This is a genomic window from Phycicoccus sp. Root101, assembly GCF_001426245.1.
Taxonomy (GTDB): domain Bacteria; phylum Actinomycetota; class Actinomycetes; order Actinomycetales; family Dermatophilaceae; genus Pedococcus.
Genome location: NZ_LMCM01000006.1, coordinates 150,165 through 166,641, shown reverse-complemented (window position 1 = coordinate 166,641; position 16,477 = coordinate 150,165). Strand labels below are relative to the sequence as shown.

Annotated in this window: 16 protein-coding genes; 2 read left to right on the top strand and 14 right to left on the bottom strand. The window is 72.0% G+C overall.

Going from position 1 to position 16,477, the window contains the following annotated elements; all coding sequences use genetic code 11:
* The first annotated feature begins 27 nt into the window (after nt 1-27).
* Together ASC58_RS08120 and pgl are read left to right on the top strand one after the other, a co-directional pair.
* Entirely contained in the window at nt 28-1,254 is a 1,227-nt protein-coding gene (locus tag ASC58_RS08120) for a glucose-6-phosphate dehydrogenase assembly protein OpcA (protein ID WP_056914324.1), read from the top strand.
* A complete protein-coding gene (pgl, locus tag ASC58_RS08115) occupies nt 1,251-2,003 on the top strand; it encodes a 6-phosphogluconolactonase (RefSeq protein ID WP_056918951.1) in 753 nt (250 codons plus the stop codon). The genes ASC58_RS08120 and pgl overlap by 4 nt, the downstream gene beginning before the upstream one ends.
* 10 nt (nt 2,004-2,013) lie before the next feature.
* Here the strand turns inward: pgl and ASC58_RS08110 are convergent, their stop codons facing one another.
* The 14 genes from ASC58_RS08110 to ASC58_RS08045 form a co-directional block, all read right to left on the bottom strand.
* Nucleotides 2,014-2,727 (bottom strand): glycosyltransferase family 2 protein, encoded by a 714-nt coding sequence (locus tag ASC58_RS08110; RefSeq protein ID WP_235529149.1) that lies wholly within the window; start codon nt 2,725-2,727, stop codon nt 2,014-2,016.
* Nucleotides 2,724-4,214, bottom strand: a complete 1,491-nt coding sequence (locus ASC58_RS08105; protein ID WP_056918950.1) for a bifunctional PIG-L family deacetylase/class I SAM-dependent methyltransferase — start codon at nt 4,212-4,214, stop codon at nt 2,724-2,726. Before ASC58_RS08105 ends, ASC58_RS08110 begins: the two co-directional genes overlap by 4 nt.
* A complete protein-coding gene (locus ASC58_RS08100; protein WP_157598406.1) occupies nt 4,211-5,347 on the bottom strand; it encodes an acyl-CoA dehydrogenase family protein in 1,137 nt (378 codons plus the stop codon). Before ASC58_RS08100 ends, ASC58_RS08105 begins: the two co-directional genes overlap by 4 nt.
* A 243-nt stretch (nt 5,348-5,590) precedes the next feature.
* Nucleotides 5,591-5,941 carry an RNA polymerase-binding protein RbpA gene (locus ASC58_RS08095; RefSeq protein ID WP_082553092.1) on the bottom strand — a complete coding sequence of 117 codons (351 nt, stop codon included), beginning with the start codon at nt 5,939-5,941 and terminating at the stop codon, nt 5,591-5,593.
* Between the two features lie 21 nt (nt 5,942-5,962).
* Entirely contained in the window at nt 5,963-6,208 is a 246-nt protein-coding gene (secG, locus tag ASC58_RS08090; protein WP_056914320.1) for a preprotein translocase subunit SecG, read from the bottom strand.
* A gap of 136 nt (nt 6,209-6,344) precedes the next feature.
* Nucleotides 6,345-7,151, bottom strand: a complete 807-nt coding sequence (tpiA, locus tag ASC58_RS08085; protein ID WP_056918949.1) for a triose-phosphate isomerase — start codon at nt 7,149-7,151, stop codon at nt 6,345-6,347.
* Nucleotides 7,151-8,398 carry a phosphoglycerate kinase gene (pgk, locus tag ASC58_RS08080; protein ID WP_056918948.1) on the bottom strand — a complete coding sequence of 416 codons (1,248 nt, stop codon included), beginning with the start codon at nt 8,396-8,398 and terminating at the stop codon, nt 7,151-7,153. The genes tpiA and pgk overlap by 1 nt, the downstream gene beginning before the upstream one ends.
* Nucleotides 8,399-8,401: 3 nt before the next feature.
* Nucleotides 8,402-9,406: a type I glyceraldehyde-3-phosphate dehydrogenase gene (gene gap, locus ASC58_RS08075; protein WP_056918947.1), complete on the bottom strand. Its 1,005-nt coding sequence runs from the start codon at nt 9,404-9,406 to the stop codon at nt 8,402-8,404.
* A 164-nt stretch (nt 9,407-9,570) separates the two neighbouring features.
* Entirely contained in the window at nt 9,571-10,743 is a 1,173-nt protein-coding gene (locus ASC58_RS08070; RefSeq protein WP_056918946.1) for a nucleotide sugar dehydrogenase, read from the bottom strand.
* The gene (gene whiA, locus ASC58_RS08065; protein ID WP_056914315.1) at nt 10,740-11,720 is read right to left on the bottom strand and encodes a DNA-binding protein WhiA; all 981 of its coding nucleotides are present in this window, start codon (nt 11,718-11,720) and stop codon (nt 10,740-10,742) included. The genes ASC58_RS08070 and whiA overlap by 4 nt, the downstream gene beginning before the upstream one ends.
* Before the next feature lie 96 nt (nt 11,721-11,816).
* A complete protein-coding gene (yvcK, locus tag ASC58_RS08060) occupies nt 11,817-12,752 on the bottom strand; it encodes a uridine diphosphate-N-acetylglucosamine-binding protein YvcK (protein WP_056914314.1) in 936 nt (311 codons plus the stop codon).
* Nucleotides 12,749-13,669, bottom strand: coding sequence for an RNase adapter RapZ (rapZ, locus tag ASC58_RS08055; protein WP_056914313.1), 921 nt, complete (start codon nt 13,667-13,669; stop codon nt 12,749-12,751). Before rapZ ends, yvcK begins: the two co-directional genes overlap by 4 nt.
* Nucleotides 13,666-15,648 carry an excinuclease ABC subunit UvrC gene (gene uvrC / locus ASC58_RS08050; protein WP_056918945.1) on the bottom strand — a complete coding sequence of 661 codons (1,983 nt, stop codon included), beginning with the start codon at nt 15,646-15,648 and terminating at the stop codon, nt 13,666-13,668. Before uvrC ends, rapZ begins: the two co-directional genes overlap by 4 nt.
* A 95-nt stretch (nt 15,649-15,743) precedes the next feature.
* On the bottom strand, nt 15,744-16,223 hold the full coding sequence (locus ASC58_RS08045) for a Rieske (2Fe-2S) protein (RefSeq protein WP_056918944.1): 480 nt from the start codon (nt 16,221-16,223) through the stop codon (nt 15,744-15,746).
* Nucleotides 16,224-16,477 lie beyond the last annotated feature (254 nt).

Genomic DNA, 16,477 nt, shown 5'->3' with positions numbered 1-16,477 from the left:
CTCCTCCAATACTGATCGGGGACCCCGGTGATCATCGACCTGCCCAGCACCTCGACCGTGGCGATCAGCAAGAAGCTGGTGGCCCTGCGCCAGGACACCGGCGCCATGGCCCTCGGCCGCGTGCTCACCCTGATCATCGTCGTCGACGAGCAGGACGCGGACGAGGCCATCGAGGCCGCCAACGACGCGAGCCGGCAGCACCCCTGCCGCATCATCGCCGTCGTCATCGGCAACAAGCGCAGCGCCTCACGCATCGACGCCCAGATCCGGGTCGGTGGTGACGCCGGCGCCAGCGAGGTCGTCGTGGCCCGCCTCTACGGTCCGCTGGCCGACCACGGCCGCAGCGTGGTGACGCCCCTGCTGCTGCCCGACTCCCCGGTCGTGGCCTGGTGGCCGCGCGAGGCCCCGGCCAACGTGTCCAAGGACCCGATCGGCTCGATGGCCCAGCGCCGCGTCACCGATGCCGCGGAGGCCAAGAACCCGCGCAACGCCCTGCTCAACCGCGCGGCGACGTACGCCGGTGGCGACACCGACCTGTCGTGGACGCGCGTCACCCTGTGGCGCGGCCTGCTCGCGGCGGCGCTGGACCAGCGTCCGTTCGAGCCGGTCACCGAGGCCACCGTGACCGGTGGCAGCGACTCCCCCTCGACCGACCTGCTCGCCGGGTGGCTCGCGCAGACGTTGCGCTGCAAGGTGACTCGCGCTCGCAGCCGCGCTGGTACGGGCATGATCAGCGTCCGTCTCGACCGCAAGAGCGGCCCGGTCGACCTGGTCCGCCCCGACGGCACGGTGGCCACGTTGAGCCAGCCCGGTCAGCCGGTGCGGCGCATCACCCTCGCCCGTCGCGCCACGGCCGAGTGCCTCGCCGACGAGCTGCGTCGCCTCGACCCGGACGACATCTACGAGGAGACCATCCGCAAGGGCCTTCCCCGCGTCGGCCGCAAGGGTGTCACCGCCAGCGAGGCCATCCGCGAGGGCGAGGCCCCGTCCACCGAGGAGGCCGCGGCCGAGGCTCGCAAGCTGTCGCGCGCCCACAGGACCGGCAGCTCGGCGATGGTCCAGGCACCCGACCCCGAGCAGAAGCCGAGCACCACGGCCACGGTGAAGAAGGCTGCCGCGCGCAAGCTCGACAAGGCCAAGGCCGCCCGGACCGCTCCTGCCACGAAGTCGGCGGCGCAGAAGGCAGGGGCGCAGAAGGCAAGGGCGCAGAAGGCAGGGGCGAAGAAGGCCGCACCCAGGAAGGCGGACTCGTGACGGGCGAACCGGTCGTCCTGGTCCACGCGACCAAGCAGCTGCTGTCCGACGCGTCGGCGGCGCGGCTCATCACCGCCCTCGTCGACGCCCAGACGGCCCGCGGTGAGGCGCACGTCGTCCTCACCGGCGGGACCATGGGTTCGGCGATCCTCGCGTCCGTGGCGGCCAGTGCGGCGCGCGACGCCGTGGACTGGGCGAACCTGCACGTGTGGTGGGGCGACGAACGCTTCCTGCCGGCCGGCGACGCCGACCGCAACGAGACGCAGAACCGGGAGGCGCTGCTCGATGCCGTCCCGCTCGACCCGGCCAAGGTCCACGCCATGCCGGGCCCGGACGGCCCCGACGGTGACGACGTGGCTGCGGCCGCGCAGCGGTATGCCGCCGAGCTGGCGGCCGCCGCGGGCGACGGCGCCCCGTCTCCGACGTTCGACGTGCTGCTGCTCGGGGTCGGCCCCGACGCGCACGTCGCCTCCCTCTTCCCCGGTCACCCCGACCAGCTGACGAGCGGGGTGGCTGCTGCTCCCGTGCACGACTCGCCCAAGCCGCCACCGACGCGGATCACCCTGACGTTCGAGGCCCTGGCCCGGGCGGACCGGACCTGGTTCATCGTGGCGGGTGCCGACAAGGCGCATGCGGTCAAGGTCTCGGTCGCCGGGGCTGCGCCGGCGCAGTCCTCCGCGGCCCAGGTCAAGGGGCGTCAGGAGACGCTGTGGCTGCTCGACGCCGAGGCGGCCTCCGAGTTGTCCTGAGCCGTCCGGCTCACGGCACGACGACGGCTGGGTCCGGTTCGGCGGCCAGGTCGCGCAGGTAGGTCCCGAACCCTCCCCGGGCGCGGCCGTCGAGGCGTCCTGACGTCCGCACCCGGGTGGCGTCCGTCGCGACCCAGGCTGCGCCGGTCGCCTTGACCGCCTCGCTGAGCAGGACGTCCTCGTGCAGGGCGACGGCAGGGAAGCCGCCGACCTCGAGGTACCGCGAGGCCCGTACCCCGAGGTTGGCTCCGTGCACGTGCGGGTGGCCCTCGCCGAGCCGATGGCGCTGTCGCCACCGGCCGAGCAGGCCGTCGTCGACGAGCTCGGGCTCCACGGTGCCGAGGACGAGGTCGGCCCCGCCCTCGGCGAGCTCGACCTGCGCCGTGAGCCAGTGCGGGGGCACGACGCTGTCCGCGTCCGTGCTCGCCAGCCAGACCTCGCGGGGGTCGGTGGCGTCGCGCAGCGCGTCCGCGGCACCGCCAGCCCGGGCCGTGCCGACGCGCCCTGCCGACGAGTCGAGGCTCCGGACCCACGGGTGCCGCGCCACCACCTCGGCCGAGCCGTCGGTGCAGCGGTCCAGCACGACGAGGACGGTCACCGCAACATGGGGGCGCGCGGCACGGAGCGCGCCGACAGCGCGCTCCAGCGACCGCAGGCAGTCGGGCAGCACGAGCTCCTCGTCGCGGGCCGGCACCACGACGACCACCGAGGTCAGCCCGGTCACGTCAGGCCCTCCGCCGTCGCCGGCGTCCGCCAGGACCCGGCGGCCAGCACGTCGACCCGGAAGTCCTCCTCCACGTGGCTGACGACGACCTCCAGCCCCGGCAGCGCCACGGCAGCCGCGTGCACGTCGTCGCCGTCGAGCGGCCAGCCACTCACGGGGTGACGCCAGTGGCACAGCAGGACGAGCCCGTCCTCGGCCAGCGACGCGACGACGAGGCCCAGCGCCCGGTGCAGCTCGTCGGCGTCCCAGAAGTACCCGATCTCCGAGAGCACGACCAGGTCGAACGTGCCCGGCGGCCACTCCTGCGGGGCGCGCAGCTGGGCGACAGTCACCGTCGGGTCACCGTCCAGGCGTTGCCGGGCGCGCTGCACCGCTTCGGCGCTGAGGTCGGTGGCGAGCACGGTGGCTGCACGGGCTGCCAGCTCAGCCGTGAGCACCCCGGTAGAGCAGCCCACCTCGAGGACCCGCCCCAGGTCGGCCCTGGGGAGCACAGCCAGGGTGACGGCACGCTTGCGGCGTTCGTACCATCTCGACTCGAACCCCCACGGGTCGTCGGACTCGTCGAACATCGCGTCGAAGACGGCGTCCTGCGCGCCGGCCGGGCCGCCGGGCGCCGTGCGTGTCTGCGTGGGCTGCGTCCGCGTGGGCTCCGTGCGAGTGCGCTGCATGGGCAAGGACTCGTTCACCGGCGCGGCAACTCCCCGGTCAGGCAGCGTCCGAACGAACACCTCGTGGGGGCGGGCGAACCTGGCCAGGACGTGCGCCGGGAGAAGGACCTCGTCACCGGGCTGGTCCGACAGCGGCGCGACCTGGGACACGTGGGCGCGCTGGGCGACCTCGCGGCCGGTCCGGGCCGCCGGGTCGAGGGCCAGCCGGACGAGGTCCCTGCCCGCCAGGTCGTCCCGGGTCCCCCAGTGCCACAGCCAGATCGGGTACTCGACGAGGGTCGCCCCTGCCGCGGCAGCCACACGGGCGGCGACCTCCCCGGCAGCCTCGTGGTCGGGGTGGCCATCATGGCGACTGGGCGCCACGACCACGGTGTCCGCACCGACCAGGTCGGTCAACGCCTCCGTGAGGCCCGTCCGGTGCTGCCCGAGCTCCCCGTCGGGAAGGCGGAGCAGGACCAGGGTGGCGCCGGGGGCGACGGCTGCCACCGCCACAGCGACCTCACGCTCACGGATGCCGGCCAGCCGTTCGGCGGTGTGGGTGGGTGAGGCGGGGTGCGACCCCTCCCCCGACGTGGCGACCACCACCGTGGTCGGACGTCCCAGCGCGGAGGCGGCGGCCATGAGCCCTGCCGCTGCCAGGGACTCGTCGTCCGGGTGCGCCGACAGCACCACCACGTCGACCCCTGCGGGAAGCAGCTCGACGGCCGTGACCGGTGCCGCTGCCTCCTGCATGGCCGCGGTCCAGTGCTCCTCGGGGGTGCCCGGTGCGTTCGGGTCGAACCCGTCCGCCGGTCGCGTGTCCTGCGGGGAGGCCGTCACGCCGAGCCACCCGACTGCGCCCGGTCCGGCGTCCGGTCCGGCGTCCGGTCCGGCGCGCCATCCGGATCCATACCCACCCAGTGGGGTGATGCCTGCCGGCCCAGGGCCGCGTCGTCACGCTCGGCGTGGTGCTGGCGCAGGTAGACGGTCAGGTCGGCGACTCGAGCGGCGTGCGCCTCGTCGGAGGTGAGCGGGCCGGGACCGAGGGCGTGCCCGACCCGCACCATCACGTCCTCCGCGGCCGACGCCACCACCGCGCGGACCCGGGAGGCCAGCAGCGCACCCGCCGCACCGTCGGCCTGCCCGGCGTCCACCGCAGCGGCGGCCTCCGCCAGGACGGCTCGGGCGGCGTGCAGCCTCGCGTCGACCGCTCCGAGGTGCATGAGGGCCACCTGGTCGGGCTCACGTCGCCCCCCGGCCGCAGCGAGGGTGCGCGCGAGGCCGACGGCCGCGCCGTACCAGCAGGCGGCCACCCCCATGCCGCCCCAGGCGAAGCCGGGTCGCGTGAGGTACCAGTCGTCCTCGCCGACGGGGGTGGCGGGCACCCCGTCGTAGTGCGTGGCCACGGAGACGAGGTCGACCAGGCCCCGCGAGACCCAGCCACGCGGGTCGTCGTGCGTTGCGCCGGGGTGGTGCAGGTCCACGACGAACGCCCGGCGGGTCGTCTCCGAGGTGTGGGCCGTGACGACCGCGTGGTCGAGGTGCTGGGCCAGCGAGCACCACGGCTTGGTTCCGTCGAGCCGCCATCCGCCGTCGCCGTTCGGGGTCGCCTCGAGGCGGGCGCCGGGGGCGTGCGCGGCCCACACCCCCCACGTCGTGGCGGCAGCGGAGACCACGACGGCTGCCTGGTCGAGGATGGCCAGGGCGTCCAGGTGGGGCTCGGCGACACGGGCGACGGTGAGGTCGACACAGGCCAGTGACGCCAGGACCTCCCACAGCCGGGCCGTGTCCCCGTGCCCGGGCAACGGGGTGTCCGCGAGATCGGGCAGGAGCGCCAGGGCCGCCGGGACATCGCCCGCCGCGCGTCGGGCCCTGTCGAGCAGGGACGTCTCGTCGTGGCCGCTCGGGGTGCCCGCAGGACGGGGTCCGAGCGGGACCCAGCGTGGGGCGGGACCGGGGGGCTGGGGAGCCACGGAGCACTCTCCTCGGGTGGGGCAGGCGTGAGGGGCGGCGGTGGTCGTCCGCCCACGTGGTGTGTGCCCCGGTCGCAGCCGGCTCAAACCTGCGGGGAGTCCGGATCTGCTGCTTGCCGAGGCTCCGGCGGACCCGGGCCTGCTGCGCCCGATCCTTCGGCCCGCAGCTGACGCAGCCCCCGACCTGCGCGAAGGGCGCCGCGGACCGTGGTCCGCGGCGCCCTTCGGCGCAGGTGCGTCGTGCTACTGGATGAGCTTGCGGTCGCGCAGCGTGGCCAGGGCCTCGTCGAGGATGGCCTTGCCGTCGGCGTCCGAACGACGTTCCTTCACGTAGGCCAGGTGCGTCTTGTACGGCTCCACCTTCGGCGGGGCCGGGGGGTTCGCCTCGTCCTGGCCGGCGGGGAACCCGCAGCGCGGGCAGTCCCAGGTCTCGGGGACGACGAGCCCGGGCTCCTCGGCGAAGCTGGGACGGATCTGGTGGCCGTTGGCGCACCAGTAGGAGACGAAGACTCGGGGAGCTGCGTCGCCGCGCTCCGCCTCGCCCATAGGTCCGGCGCCGACTCGGCTGCCTCGGATTGCGTTGCCACCTGCCATGTTGGAGTGCTTCCTTTCGGGTCAGGCGGAGAAGCGGTCGATGAGACCGATGCCGACGATGCAGGCGAACCAGATGACGCCGACCGCGACCGTGAAGCGGTCGAGGTTGCGCTCGGCCACGGACGAGGAACCCAGCGACGTGGACATGCCACCACCGAACATGTCGGACAGGCCGCCACCCTTGCCCTTGTGCAGCAGGATCAGCAAGGTCAGGATCAGACCACCGATGACCAGCAGGACCTGCAGGCCAATGCGTACGGCTTCCACGGTTCACCCATCTTCGTCGACAACAGTTCGCCACCGTAAAGGCAGCAGCGGTCAGGATACCTTCTTGCCGCGCCGGGCTGAACCGACCGCGCCGAACGGCCCGACCGAGCTCCTGCCGCGCCGGTCGGCGCGGGGTTCAGCTCGTCTTGTTGTGGTCGCGGTACCGGCAGATCGAGGAGAACTCCTCCGGCACGATCGAGGCCCCACCGACGAGGGCGCCGTCGACGTCCTCCTGGGCCATGATGGCCGCGACGTTGTTGGCCTTGACCGACCCGCCGTAGAGCACGCGCACCGCGTCGGCGAGGTCACCGGAGTAGAGCTCGGCGAGCTTGGTCCGGATCGCCGCACACACCTCTTGGGCGTCCTCGGGCGTCGCCACCTCACCCGTGCCGATGGCCCAGACCGGCTCGTACGCGATGACGACCGACCTGGCCTGCTCGGCCGTGACGCCGGCGAGGCCGGCCTCGACCTGGGCGAGGACGTGGGCGACGTGCTCGCCGGCCTGGCGCACCTCGAGGCCCTCCCCGACGCAGAAGATCGGCGTCAGGCCGTGCTTGTAGGCCATCTTCACCTTGGTGTTGACGACCTCGTCGCTCTCGGCGTGGTACTCGCGCCGCTCGCTGTGCCCGACCGTCACGTAGGTGCAGCCGAGCTTCGCCAGGAACGCCCCGGAGATCTCGCCGGTGTACGCGCCCGGGTCGTGCGCGGACAGGTCCTGTGCGCCGTGGCGCAGCTCGAGCCGGTCACCGTCGATCAGGGTCTGCACCGAGCGCAGGTCGGTGAACGGCGGGAGGACGACGACCTCGACGGCCTTGAAGTCGTGCCGGCCGTCGCGCAGGGTCCAGTCGAGCTTCTGCACGAGGTGGGTGGCCTGCAGGTGGTCGAGGTTCATCTTCCAGTTGCCTGCCATGAGCGGCGTGCGTCCGGAGGTCTTGGCTGCCATCAGGCGGGGTCCTTGGTGGTGTCGGGCGCGGTCTGGTGGTCGGGTCCGGTCTCGTCGAGGACCGTGAGCCCCGGGAGCTCCTTGCCCTCGAGGTACTCCAGGCTCGCGCCACCGCCGGTGGAGATGTGGCCGAACTGCGCGTCCTCGAACCCGAGCTGGCGCACGGCGGCCGCGGAGTCGCCACCGCCGACGACGGTGAGGGCGCCCTTCTCGGTGACCTCGACCAGGGCCTTGGCCACGGCGGCCGTGCCCGCGGCATACGGCTCCATCTCGAACGCGCCCATCGGGCCGTTCCAGAACACGGTCCGGCAGTCCTTGAGCTTCTCGGCGAAGAGGACTCCGGACTCCGGTCCGATGTCGAGCCCCATCCGGTCCGCCGGTATGGCGCCGGCCGGCACCACGTCGTGCTCGGCGTCCGCCGAGAACTCCGTCGCGGCGACGATGTCGACGGGGAGGACGATCTCGACGCCGCGCTCCTTGGCCTGCTCGATGTAGCCGCGGACGACGTCGAGCTGGTCGGCCTCGAGGAGGCTCTTGCCCACCTCGTAGTCCTGGGCGGCGAGGAAGGTGAACACCATGCCGCCGCCGATGAGGAGGCGGTCTGCGGTCTGGAGCAGGTTGTCGATCACCCCGAGCTTGTCGGAGACCTTCGCACCGCCGAGCACCACGGCATACGGGCGCTCGGGGTCCTCGGTGAGGCGCTTGAGGACACCCACCTCGGTCTCGACGAGGCCACCCACCGCGGACGGCAGCAGACGGGCCACGTCGTAGACGCTGGCCTGCTTGCGGTGCACCACCCCGAACCCGTCGGAGACGAAGGCCTCGGCCAACCCGGCGAGCTGACCCGCGAACTCGGCGCGCTCCTCGTCGGTCTTGGCCGTCTCCCCCGCGTTGAAGCGAAGGTTCTCCAAAACGACGACGTCGCCGTCCTGCGCGGCGTCGACCGCCGACCGGGCGCTCTCCCCCACCGTGTCTGTGGCGAAGGTGACGCCGCGACCGAGGAGCTCGCCGAGGCGTGCCGCCACGGGCGCCAGGGAGTACCGGTCCTCGGGCGCTCCCTTGGGCCGCCCGAGGTGGGCGCACACGATGACGCGTGCGCCCGCCTCGGACAGGGCCTTGATCGTCGGGACGGACGCACGGATGCGGCCGTCGTCGGTGATCTGTGCGCCGTCCAGCGGCACGTTGAGGTCAGACCGGACGAGGACGCGCTTTCCGCGCAGGTCGCCCAGCTCGGAGATCGACCGCATGCGTCAGAGGGACTTGCCGACGAGGGTGACGAGGTCCGCGAGGCGGTTGGAGTAGCCCCACTCGTTGTCGTACCAGCCGATGACCTTGACCTGGTTGCCGATCACCTTGGTGAGGCCCGCGTCGAAGATGCAGGAGGCGGGGTCGGTCTCGATGTCCTTGGAGACGATCGGGTCCTCGGTGTAGACGAGGACACCCTTGAGGGGGCCTTCGGCAGCCTTCTTGATGGCGGCGTTGACCTCTTCGGCGGTGGTGTCGCGGCCGGCCTCGAAGGTGAGGTCGGTGGCCGAGCCGGTGGCGATCGGCACGCGCAGGGCGAAGCCGTCGAGCTTGCCCTTGAGCTCCGGGAGGACCAGGCCGATGGCCTTGGCGGCACCGGTCGACGTCGGGACGATGTTGAGGGCGGCGGCGCGGGCCCGACGCAGGTCCTTGTGCGGGGCGTCCTGGAGGTTCTGGTCCTGGGTGTACGCGTGGATCGTGGTCATGAGGCCCTTGACGATGCCGAACTCGTCGTTGAGGACCTTGGCCATCGGGCCCAGGCAGTTCGTCGTGCAGGACGCGTTGGAGATGATGGTGTGCTTCGAGGCGTCGTACTCGCCGTCGTTGACACCCATGACGATCGTGATGTCCTCGTTGGAGGCCGGCGCGGAGATGATGACCTTCTTGGCGCCACCGTCGATGTGGGCCTTGGCCTTGGTCGCGTCGGTGAAGAAGCCGGTCGACTCGACGACGATGTCGGCGCCCACTGCGGCCCAGTCGATCTTGGCGGGGTCGCGCTCCTCGAAGACGCGGAAGGTCTTGCCACCAGCGGTGATCGAGGTGTCGTCGTAGGTCACCTCACCCGGGAAGCGACCGAGGATGGAGTCGTACTTGAGCAGGTGGGCGAGCGTCTTGTTGTCCATCAGGTCGTTGGTGGCCACGACCTCGATGTCGGCTCCCGACGCCACGACGGCGCGGAAGAAGTTGCGACCGATGCGGCCGAAGCCGTTGATTCCTACGCGAACAGTCACTGTGCCAAGTCCTTCTCAGGTGGGGACGGTGTGCCGCGTGACGCGGCACGAGGAGTCGCTCCCGACCCTATTGGATGGTGGTCCCACGCCGACAGGACGGTCCGGTGTACGGGCCGGTAACCTCCGGGCAACCTGACGGTGACGCAGCCAGGTGCCGGGGCCAGCTACTGGTCGCCGCCGAAGAGGTCGCGCGTGTAGATCTTGTCGGCGACGTCGGCCAGCTCGGCGACCACGCGGTTCGCCACGATCACGTCCGCCTCGGCCTTGAACTCCGCGAGGTCACGGACCACGCGCGACCCGAAGAAGTGGTCATCGGCGATGGCCGGTTCGAAGACGATGACCTCGACGCCCTTGGCCTTGATCCGCTTCATGATCCCCTGCACGCTGCTGGACCGGTAGTTGTCGGACTCGGCCTTCATGATGAGCCGGTGGATCCCGACGACCTGCGGACGCCTCGACAGGATGTCCTGCGCGACGAAGTCCTTGCGCGTGGCGTTCGCGTGGACGATCGCCTCGATGAGGCTCTGGGGGACGTTCTGGTAGTTGGCGAGCAGCTGCTTGGTGTCCTTGGGCAGGCAGTATCCGCCGTACCCGAAGGACGGGTTGTTGTAGTGGCTGCCGATGCGAGGGTCCAGCCCCACGCCGTCGATGATCTGCCGGCTGTCGAGGCCGTGGGTGGCCGCGAAGGTGTCCAGCTCGTTGAAGAAGGCCACCCGCATCGCGAGGAAGGTGTTGGCGAACAGCTTGATCGCCTCGGCCTCGGTGCTGTCGGTCAGCAGCACCGGGACGTCGTCGGTCAGGGCCGCCTCGCTGAGGAGGTCGGCGAACCGCTGGGCCCGGTCGCTGCGCTCGCCCATGACGATCCGGGACGGGTGCAGCAGGTCCCACAGGGCCTTGCCCTCGCGGAGGAACTCGGGGCTGAAGACCACCGAGTCGAGCCCCAGGCGGTCGGACACGTCGCGGGTGAACCCGACGGGCACGGTCGACTTCACGACGAGGGTGGCCTGCGGGTTGTGGGCCGCGGCGTCCTTGAGCACGGACTCGACCGACGACGTGTTGAAGTAGTTGGTCTCGGGGTCGTAGTCGGTCGGTGTCGCGACGACGACGAACTCGGCGCCGGCGTAGGCCAGGGCCGGGTCCGTGGTGAACGTCAGGTCGAGGTCCTCGGACGCCAGGGCGGCCTCGATCTCGCTGTCGTGGATGGGACTGCGACGTTCCTGCAGGCCCGCGATGCGACCGGCGTCGATGTCGAGGGCGACGACCGGGTGCCGACGGGACAGCAGCACGGCGATGGACAGGCCGACGTACCCCGTGCCGACGACGGCGATCTGTGTCATGCGTCCAGCATGTCAGGCGTGAGGTTGGCGTCCGTGCCGGGGACGCCGAGGTCCTGCGCCCGCTTGTCGGCCATCGCCAGCAGCCGTCGGATCCGCCCGGCCACCGCGTCCTTGGTCATCGGCGGCTGCGCCAGCTGGCCGAGCTCCTCCAGGGAGGCCTGCTTGTGCTGCAGCCGCAGCTCACCGGCCTCGCGGAGGTGGTCGGGGATCTCCTCGCCGAGGATCTCCATGGCACGGTGCACCCGCGCCCCGGCCGCGACGGCCGCGCGGGCCGAGCGGCGCAGGTTCGCGTCGTCGAAGTTGGCCAGGCGGTTGGCCGTGGCCCGCACCTCACGCCGCATCCGGCGCTCCTCCCACGCGAGCACCGCCTCGTGGGCGCCGAGCCGGGTCAGCATCGCGCCGATGGCGTCGCCGTCGCGGATGACCACACGGTCCACCCCACGGACCTCACGGGCCTTCGCCTGGATGCCGAGGCGGCGCGCGGCACCGACGAGCGCCAGGGCGGCCTCCGGGCCGGGGCAGGTGATCTCGAGGGCAGAGGAGCGCCCGGGCTCGGTCAGGGAGCCATGGGCGATGAACGCGCCACGCCAGGCCGCCTCGGCGTCGCACGCCGAGGCGCTGACCACCTTCGGCGGCAGACCCCGGACGGGACGACCCCGCGCATCGATCAGGCCGGTCTGGCGAGCCAGGGCCTCACCGTCCTGCACGACCCGCACGACGTAACGGCTGCCCTTGCGCAGGCCTCCGGCAGCGAGGACGAGCACCTCGGACGGGTGGCCGTAGAGGTCGCCGATGTTCTTGCGGAGCCGTCGGGCGGCGTTGGCCGTGTCGAGCTCGGCCTCGACGACGATGCGGCCTCCGACGATGTGCAGGCCGCCCGCGAACCTCAGGGTCGCCGCCACCTCCGACTTGCGGCAGCACGGTTTCGTGACGTCGAGCCTGCTCAGTTCGTCCTTGACCCGCGCCGTCATCGCCATGCCGTCATCCTGCCATCTCGCCGTGGTGCTTCGGTGGGGTCCGTGGGCCCCGCTTGGTCGGTCCTGCTCCCGGGTGCTCGCCCGGTCGGGGCGTCGTCACCCGAAGATGTCACGGTACGCCGCGGCGAGTCGCAGGGAGTCATGGTGCCCCGGTGCACTGCGCTGGGCGACCGCCGCCACGACGACCTCCGCACCGAGCCGCGCCGCCGCCTCGCGCAGCTGGTCCTCGTCGTCGACCGCACCCGGGTCGGCGAGCACGACGTCGAGCCGCAGTCGGGGGGCGTGGTCGGCCAGCGCGTCGACCTGGCGGGCGCAGGAGAACCCGGCGGTCTCGCCCGAGTGCTCGAGGTTCAGGGTCAGCAACCGCCTGGCCGCCGTGTCGTGGAGGGCGTCACGCAACGCCGGCACCATGAGGTGGGGCATGACCGAGGTGAACCACGAACCGGGGCCGAGGATGACCCAGTCCGCCTCACGGACCGCGTCGATCGTCTCGGCCGCCGACGGGGGGTCGGCGGGCTCGAGCGCGATGCTGCGCACCTGACCGCGGGTGCTGGCGACCGCGACCTGGCCGCGGACCGTGTCGACGCGCTCCGGGTCGGCCGGGTCCGTGCCCGCGATCTGGGCGGTGATCTCCAGCGGGACGGCCGCCATCGGCAGCACCCGCCCCCGCGCGTTGAGCAGCCGCCCGACGAGGTCGAGCCCGGTCACGGGGTCGTGGTGCAGGTCCCACAGCGCGGCGATGAGCAGGTTGCCGAGGGCGTGGCCGGCGAGCGGCCCGTCGCCCCGGAACCGGTGCTGCAGCACGTCGCGCCAGGTGTGGCCCCACTCGGTGTCGTCGCACAGCGCCGTGAGGGCCATCCGCAGGTCACCGGGCGGGAGCACGTCGAACTCGTCGCGCAACCGTCCCGATGAGCCACCGTTGTCCGCGACGGTCACGACGGCCGTGATCTCGTCGCAGACCAGCTTGAGGGCCTCGAGTGAGGCTGCCAGGCCGTGCCCGCCCCCGAGGGCGACGACCGCGGGACCCGTCATTCCTGCCCCAGGTCCCGGTGGACGACGAAGGTCGCCACGTCGTCGCTGGCCAACCGGGTCCGGAGCGCCTCGGCCACGGCGACCGAGCGGTGCTTGCCGCCCGTGCACCCGACGGCGACGGTGGCGTACCGCCGTCCCTCGCGGACGTAGCCGGCCACGACCGGCTCCATGAGGGCGCCCACCCGCTCGACGAACTCGCCCGCGCCCTCCTGTCCGAGCACGAACTCCGACACCGGGGCGTCCTGACCGGTGAAGTTGCGCAGCTCGGGGATCCAGAACGGGTTGGGCAGGAAGCGCATGTCGAAGACGAAGTCGGCGTCGAGAGGGACGCCGTACTTGAACCCGAACGACATCACCGCGAGCCGGACCTTCGGGCCGGACCCGCCGTCGGCGAAGACGGGGTGCACCTTCTTCGCGAGCTGGTGGACGTTCAGCCCGGACGTGTCGATGACGACGTCCGCGACGGCGCGCAGGTCGGCCAGCATCTCGCGCTCACGGACGATGCCGTCGAGCAGGCGGCCGTCCCCCTGGAGCGGGTGCGGGCGCCGCACCGACTCGAACCGGCGCACCAGGGCCTCGTCGGTGGCATCGAGGAAGACCAGGTTGGGGTGCCAGTCCCGCAGTCGCAGCTCGTTGAGCGCGGTCTGCAGGTGGGCGAAGAACCCGCGGGCCCGCACGTCGACGACGGCCGCGATCCTCGGCAGCTCCGCGCTGCGGCCCACGCCGCTGGCGAGGTCGGCGAGGGAGACCAGCAGGTGCGGGGGCAGGTTGTCGACGACGTACCAGCCGGAGTCCTCGAGGACGTTGGCCGTGGTGGAGCGACCGGCCCCGCTCATGCCGGTGACGATGACGAGCTCGGGTCGGGACGGGGTCGCCTCGTCCGGTTCGTCGGGGCCTGTCCCTGCCGCGCTGGTCACTGCCCTGCTCCGTCCTCGTCGATGATCTCGCCCGTCATCAGGTTGACGGCCGGAGTGCCCGACCCCTGCGAGGCCAACTCTGCCGCAATCGTGGCCGCCAGCGCAGGCCCGATGCCAGAAACCTCGGTGAGCTCCTCGGCGGTCGCCGCCCGGATCTTCTTGACCGACCCGAAGTGCCGCAGCAGGGCCTTGCGCCGGGTCTCCCCCAGTCCGGGTATGGCGTCGAGCACGCTGGCGGTCATTGCCTTGGACCGGCGCTGCCGGTGGAAGGTGATCGCGAAGCGGTGCGCCTCGTCGCGCAGCCGTTGCAGGAGGTACAACCCCTCGCTGGTGCGCGGCAGGATGACGGGGTAGTCCTGGCCCGGCACCCACACCTCCTCCAGCCGCTTGGCCAGGCCCACGACCGCGATGTCGTCGATGCCCAGGGCCGTCAGCGCCGCCTTGGCCGCGTTGACCTGGGGCAGACCACCGTCCACGACGACGAGGTTGGGCGGGTAGGCGAAACGCTTGGGCCTGCCCGTGTCGGGGTCGATCCGCTCCGGACCTGCCTCGGGGTCGGGCCCGAGCTCGAGGTCCGCGGACTGGTCGCGCTCCTCGAGGTAGCGGCTGAACCGTCGGGTCAGCACCTCGTCCATGGCTGCGGTGTCGTCCACCTGCTCGCCACGGATGACGAACCGGCGGTACTCGCTCTTGCGGGCCAGGCCGTCCTCGAAGACGACCATCGACCCGACCACCTGGGAGCCCTGGATGTGGCTGATGTCGTAGCACTCGATCCGCAGCGGTGCGTCGGTCAGGTCGAGGGTCTCCTGCAGCTGCTGCAGGGCCACGCTGCGGGCCGTGAGGTCACCGGCCCGGGCCAGCTTGTGGCGGGCCAGGGACTGCTTGGCGTTGCGGTGCACGGTCTCGAGCAGGGTGCGCTTGTCCCCGCGCTGCGGCACGCGCAGGTCCACGTTGGAGCCCCGCAGCGCACCGAGCCACAGCGACACCGCCCCCGGGTCGTCGGGCAGGACGGGGACGAGCACCTCGCGCGGCACCCCCTCACCCGACTCCCCGCCATACACCTGCTGGAGCAGGTGACCGACGATCTCGGGGACGGTCTCGGCGTCCATCTCGGCCACCCAGCCGCGCTGGCCGCGCACCCGTCCGCCGCGGACGTGGAAGACCTGGACGGCGACCTCGAGGCCGTCGTCCTCGAGGGCGAAGACGTCGGCGTCGGTGCCGTCACCGAGGACGACGGCCGACTTCTCGAGCGCCTTGCCGAGGGCGACGAGGTCGTCGCGCAGCCGGGCCGCCTGCTCGAACTCGAGCTCCTTGGACGCGGCGGCCATGTCGCGCTCGAGCCGCTTCACGAACCGTGAGGTGTTGCCGGCCATGAAGTCGCAGAAGTCCTCGGCGATGGCCCGGTGCTCCTCCGGGCTGACCCGGCCGACGCAGGGCGCCGAGCACTTGTCGATGTAGCCGAGCAGGCACGGGCGGCCGACCTGGCCGGCCCGCTTGAACACGCCGGACGAGCAGGTGCGCACCGGGAAGACCCGCAGCAGCAGGTCGAGCGTCTCGCGGATGGCCCACGCGTGGGCGTAGGGGCCGAAGTACCGGGTGCCCTTGCGCTTGGCACCGCGCATCACCTGCGCGCGGGGGAACTCCTCCCCCATCGTCACCGCGAGGTAGGGGTAGGACTTGTCGTCGCGGTACTTGACGTTGAACCGCGGGTCGAACTCCTTGATCCAGGAGTACTCGAGCTGCAGGGCCTCGACCTCGGTGGAGACGACGGTCCACTCGACGCTGGCCGCGGTGGTGACCATCGTCGCGGTCCGCGGGTGCAGGGCGGACAGGTCCTGGAAGTACGAGGACAGCCGCGGGCGCAGGGACTTGGCCTTGCCGACGTAGATGACCCGCCGGGCCGAGTCGCGGAACCGGTAGACCCCCGGGTCGACGGGGATCTCCCCCGGCGCAGGACGGTAGGTCGTCGGATCAGCCACGGCCCCACTCTATGGAGCGGCACCGACGCCGCCCACGTCGAGGGGTGTGCCCCGCGGGCCTGCGGAGCACACCCCCGGCCGACGCCGTTGTCGGCTCAGGTGACGGAGATCCCGTCACCGCTCACGGTGACCTTCTTCTCCGGCAGCGGCGACGAGGCGGGCCCGTTCTTCACGGCACCCGTGGTGATGTCGAACTTGCTGCCGTGGCATGCGCAGTTGATCGTGCCGTCCGCGACGTCCGCGACCACGCAGGACTGGTGGGTGCAGACGGCGCTGAACGCCTTGAACTCACCGGAGGCGGGCTGGGTCACGACGAGCTTCTGGTCGGCGAACACCTTGCCACCGCCCACGGGGATGGTCGCCTTGGAGATGGCGTCCTTGACGGCGCCGGCCGCCGCGTCCGAGGCGCTGCTGACGGCCGTGTTGGCGGCGTCCTGGGCCGAGCCGCAGCCGGCCAGGGCCACCGCACCGACCCCGGCACCGGCGGACGCCAGGACCACCCGGCGGCTGGGGCGCGAGACCGAGGCATCGTGGGCAGGCGGGGCGGTGGTGGGCTCGTCGTCGAGGTGGGTCATGGGTACGCCTTTCGGTGGGATGGCCCTTCGGGGACAGACACGTGGCGCCGAGTATGCAGCGCCATGCTGTGTATACGTACGAAAGGTCCGCCGAGTTCGCCTCACGGAGATCGTCGTCCCACCGCTCCTACATGGCCGGAGGATGTCGTCGTCTGACGCGGCCAAACAGTAAGACCTGTGATAACGACACGATCACGCCTGAGGCCGAAGTCCCCAACCGGGCGACGTCCGGCGTCATAGTCTGCACACACCCC

Bases quoted from the DNA above. Each gene is read 5' to 3' on its own strand.
- ASC58_RS08095 (WP_082553092.1), bottom strand. From the start codon at position 5,941: ATGGCAGGTGGCAACGCAATCCGAGGCAGCCGAGTCGGCGCCGGACCT.
- tpiA (WP_056918949.1), bottom strand. From the start codon at position 7,151: ATGGCAGCCAAGACCTCCGGACGCACGCCGCTCATGGCAGGCAACTGG.
- pgk (WP_056918948.1), bottom strand. From the start codon at position 8,398: ATGCGGTCGATCTCCGAGCTGGGCGACCTGCGCGGAAAGCGCGTCCTC.
- ASC58_RS08070 (WP_056918946.1), bottom strand. From the start codon at position 10,743: ATGACACAGATCGCCGTCGTCGGCACGGGGTACGTCGGCCTGTCCATC.
- whiA (WP_056914315.1), bottom strand. From the start codon at position 11,720: ATGGCGATGACGGCGCGGGTCAAGGACGAACTGAGCAGGCTCGACGTC.
- yvcK (WP_056914314.1), bottom strand. From the start codon at position 12,752: ATGACGGGTCCCGCGGTCGTCGCCCTCGGGGGCGGGCACGGCCTGGCA.
- ASC58_RS08045 (WP_056918944.1), bottom strand. From the start codon at position 16,223: ATGACCCACCTCGACGACGAGCCCACCACCGCCCCGCCTGCCCACGAT.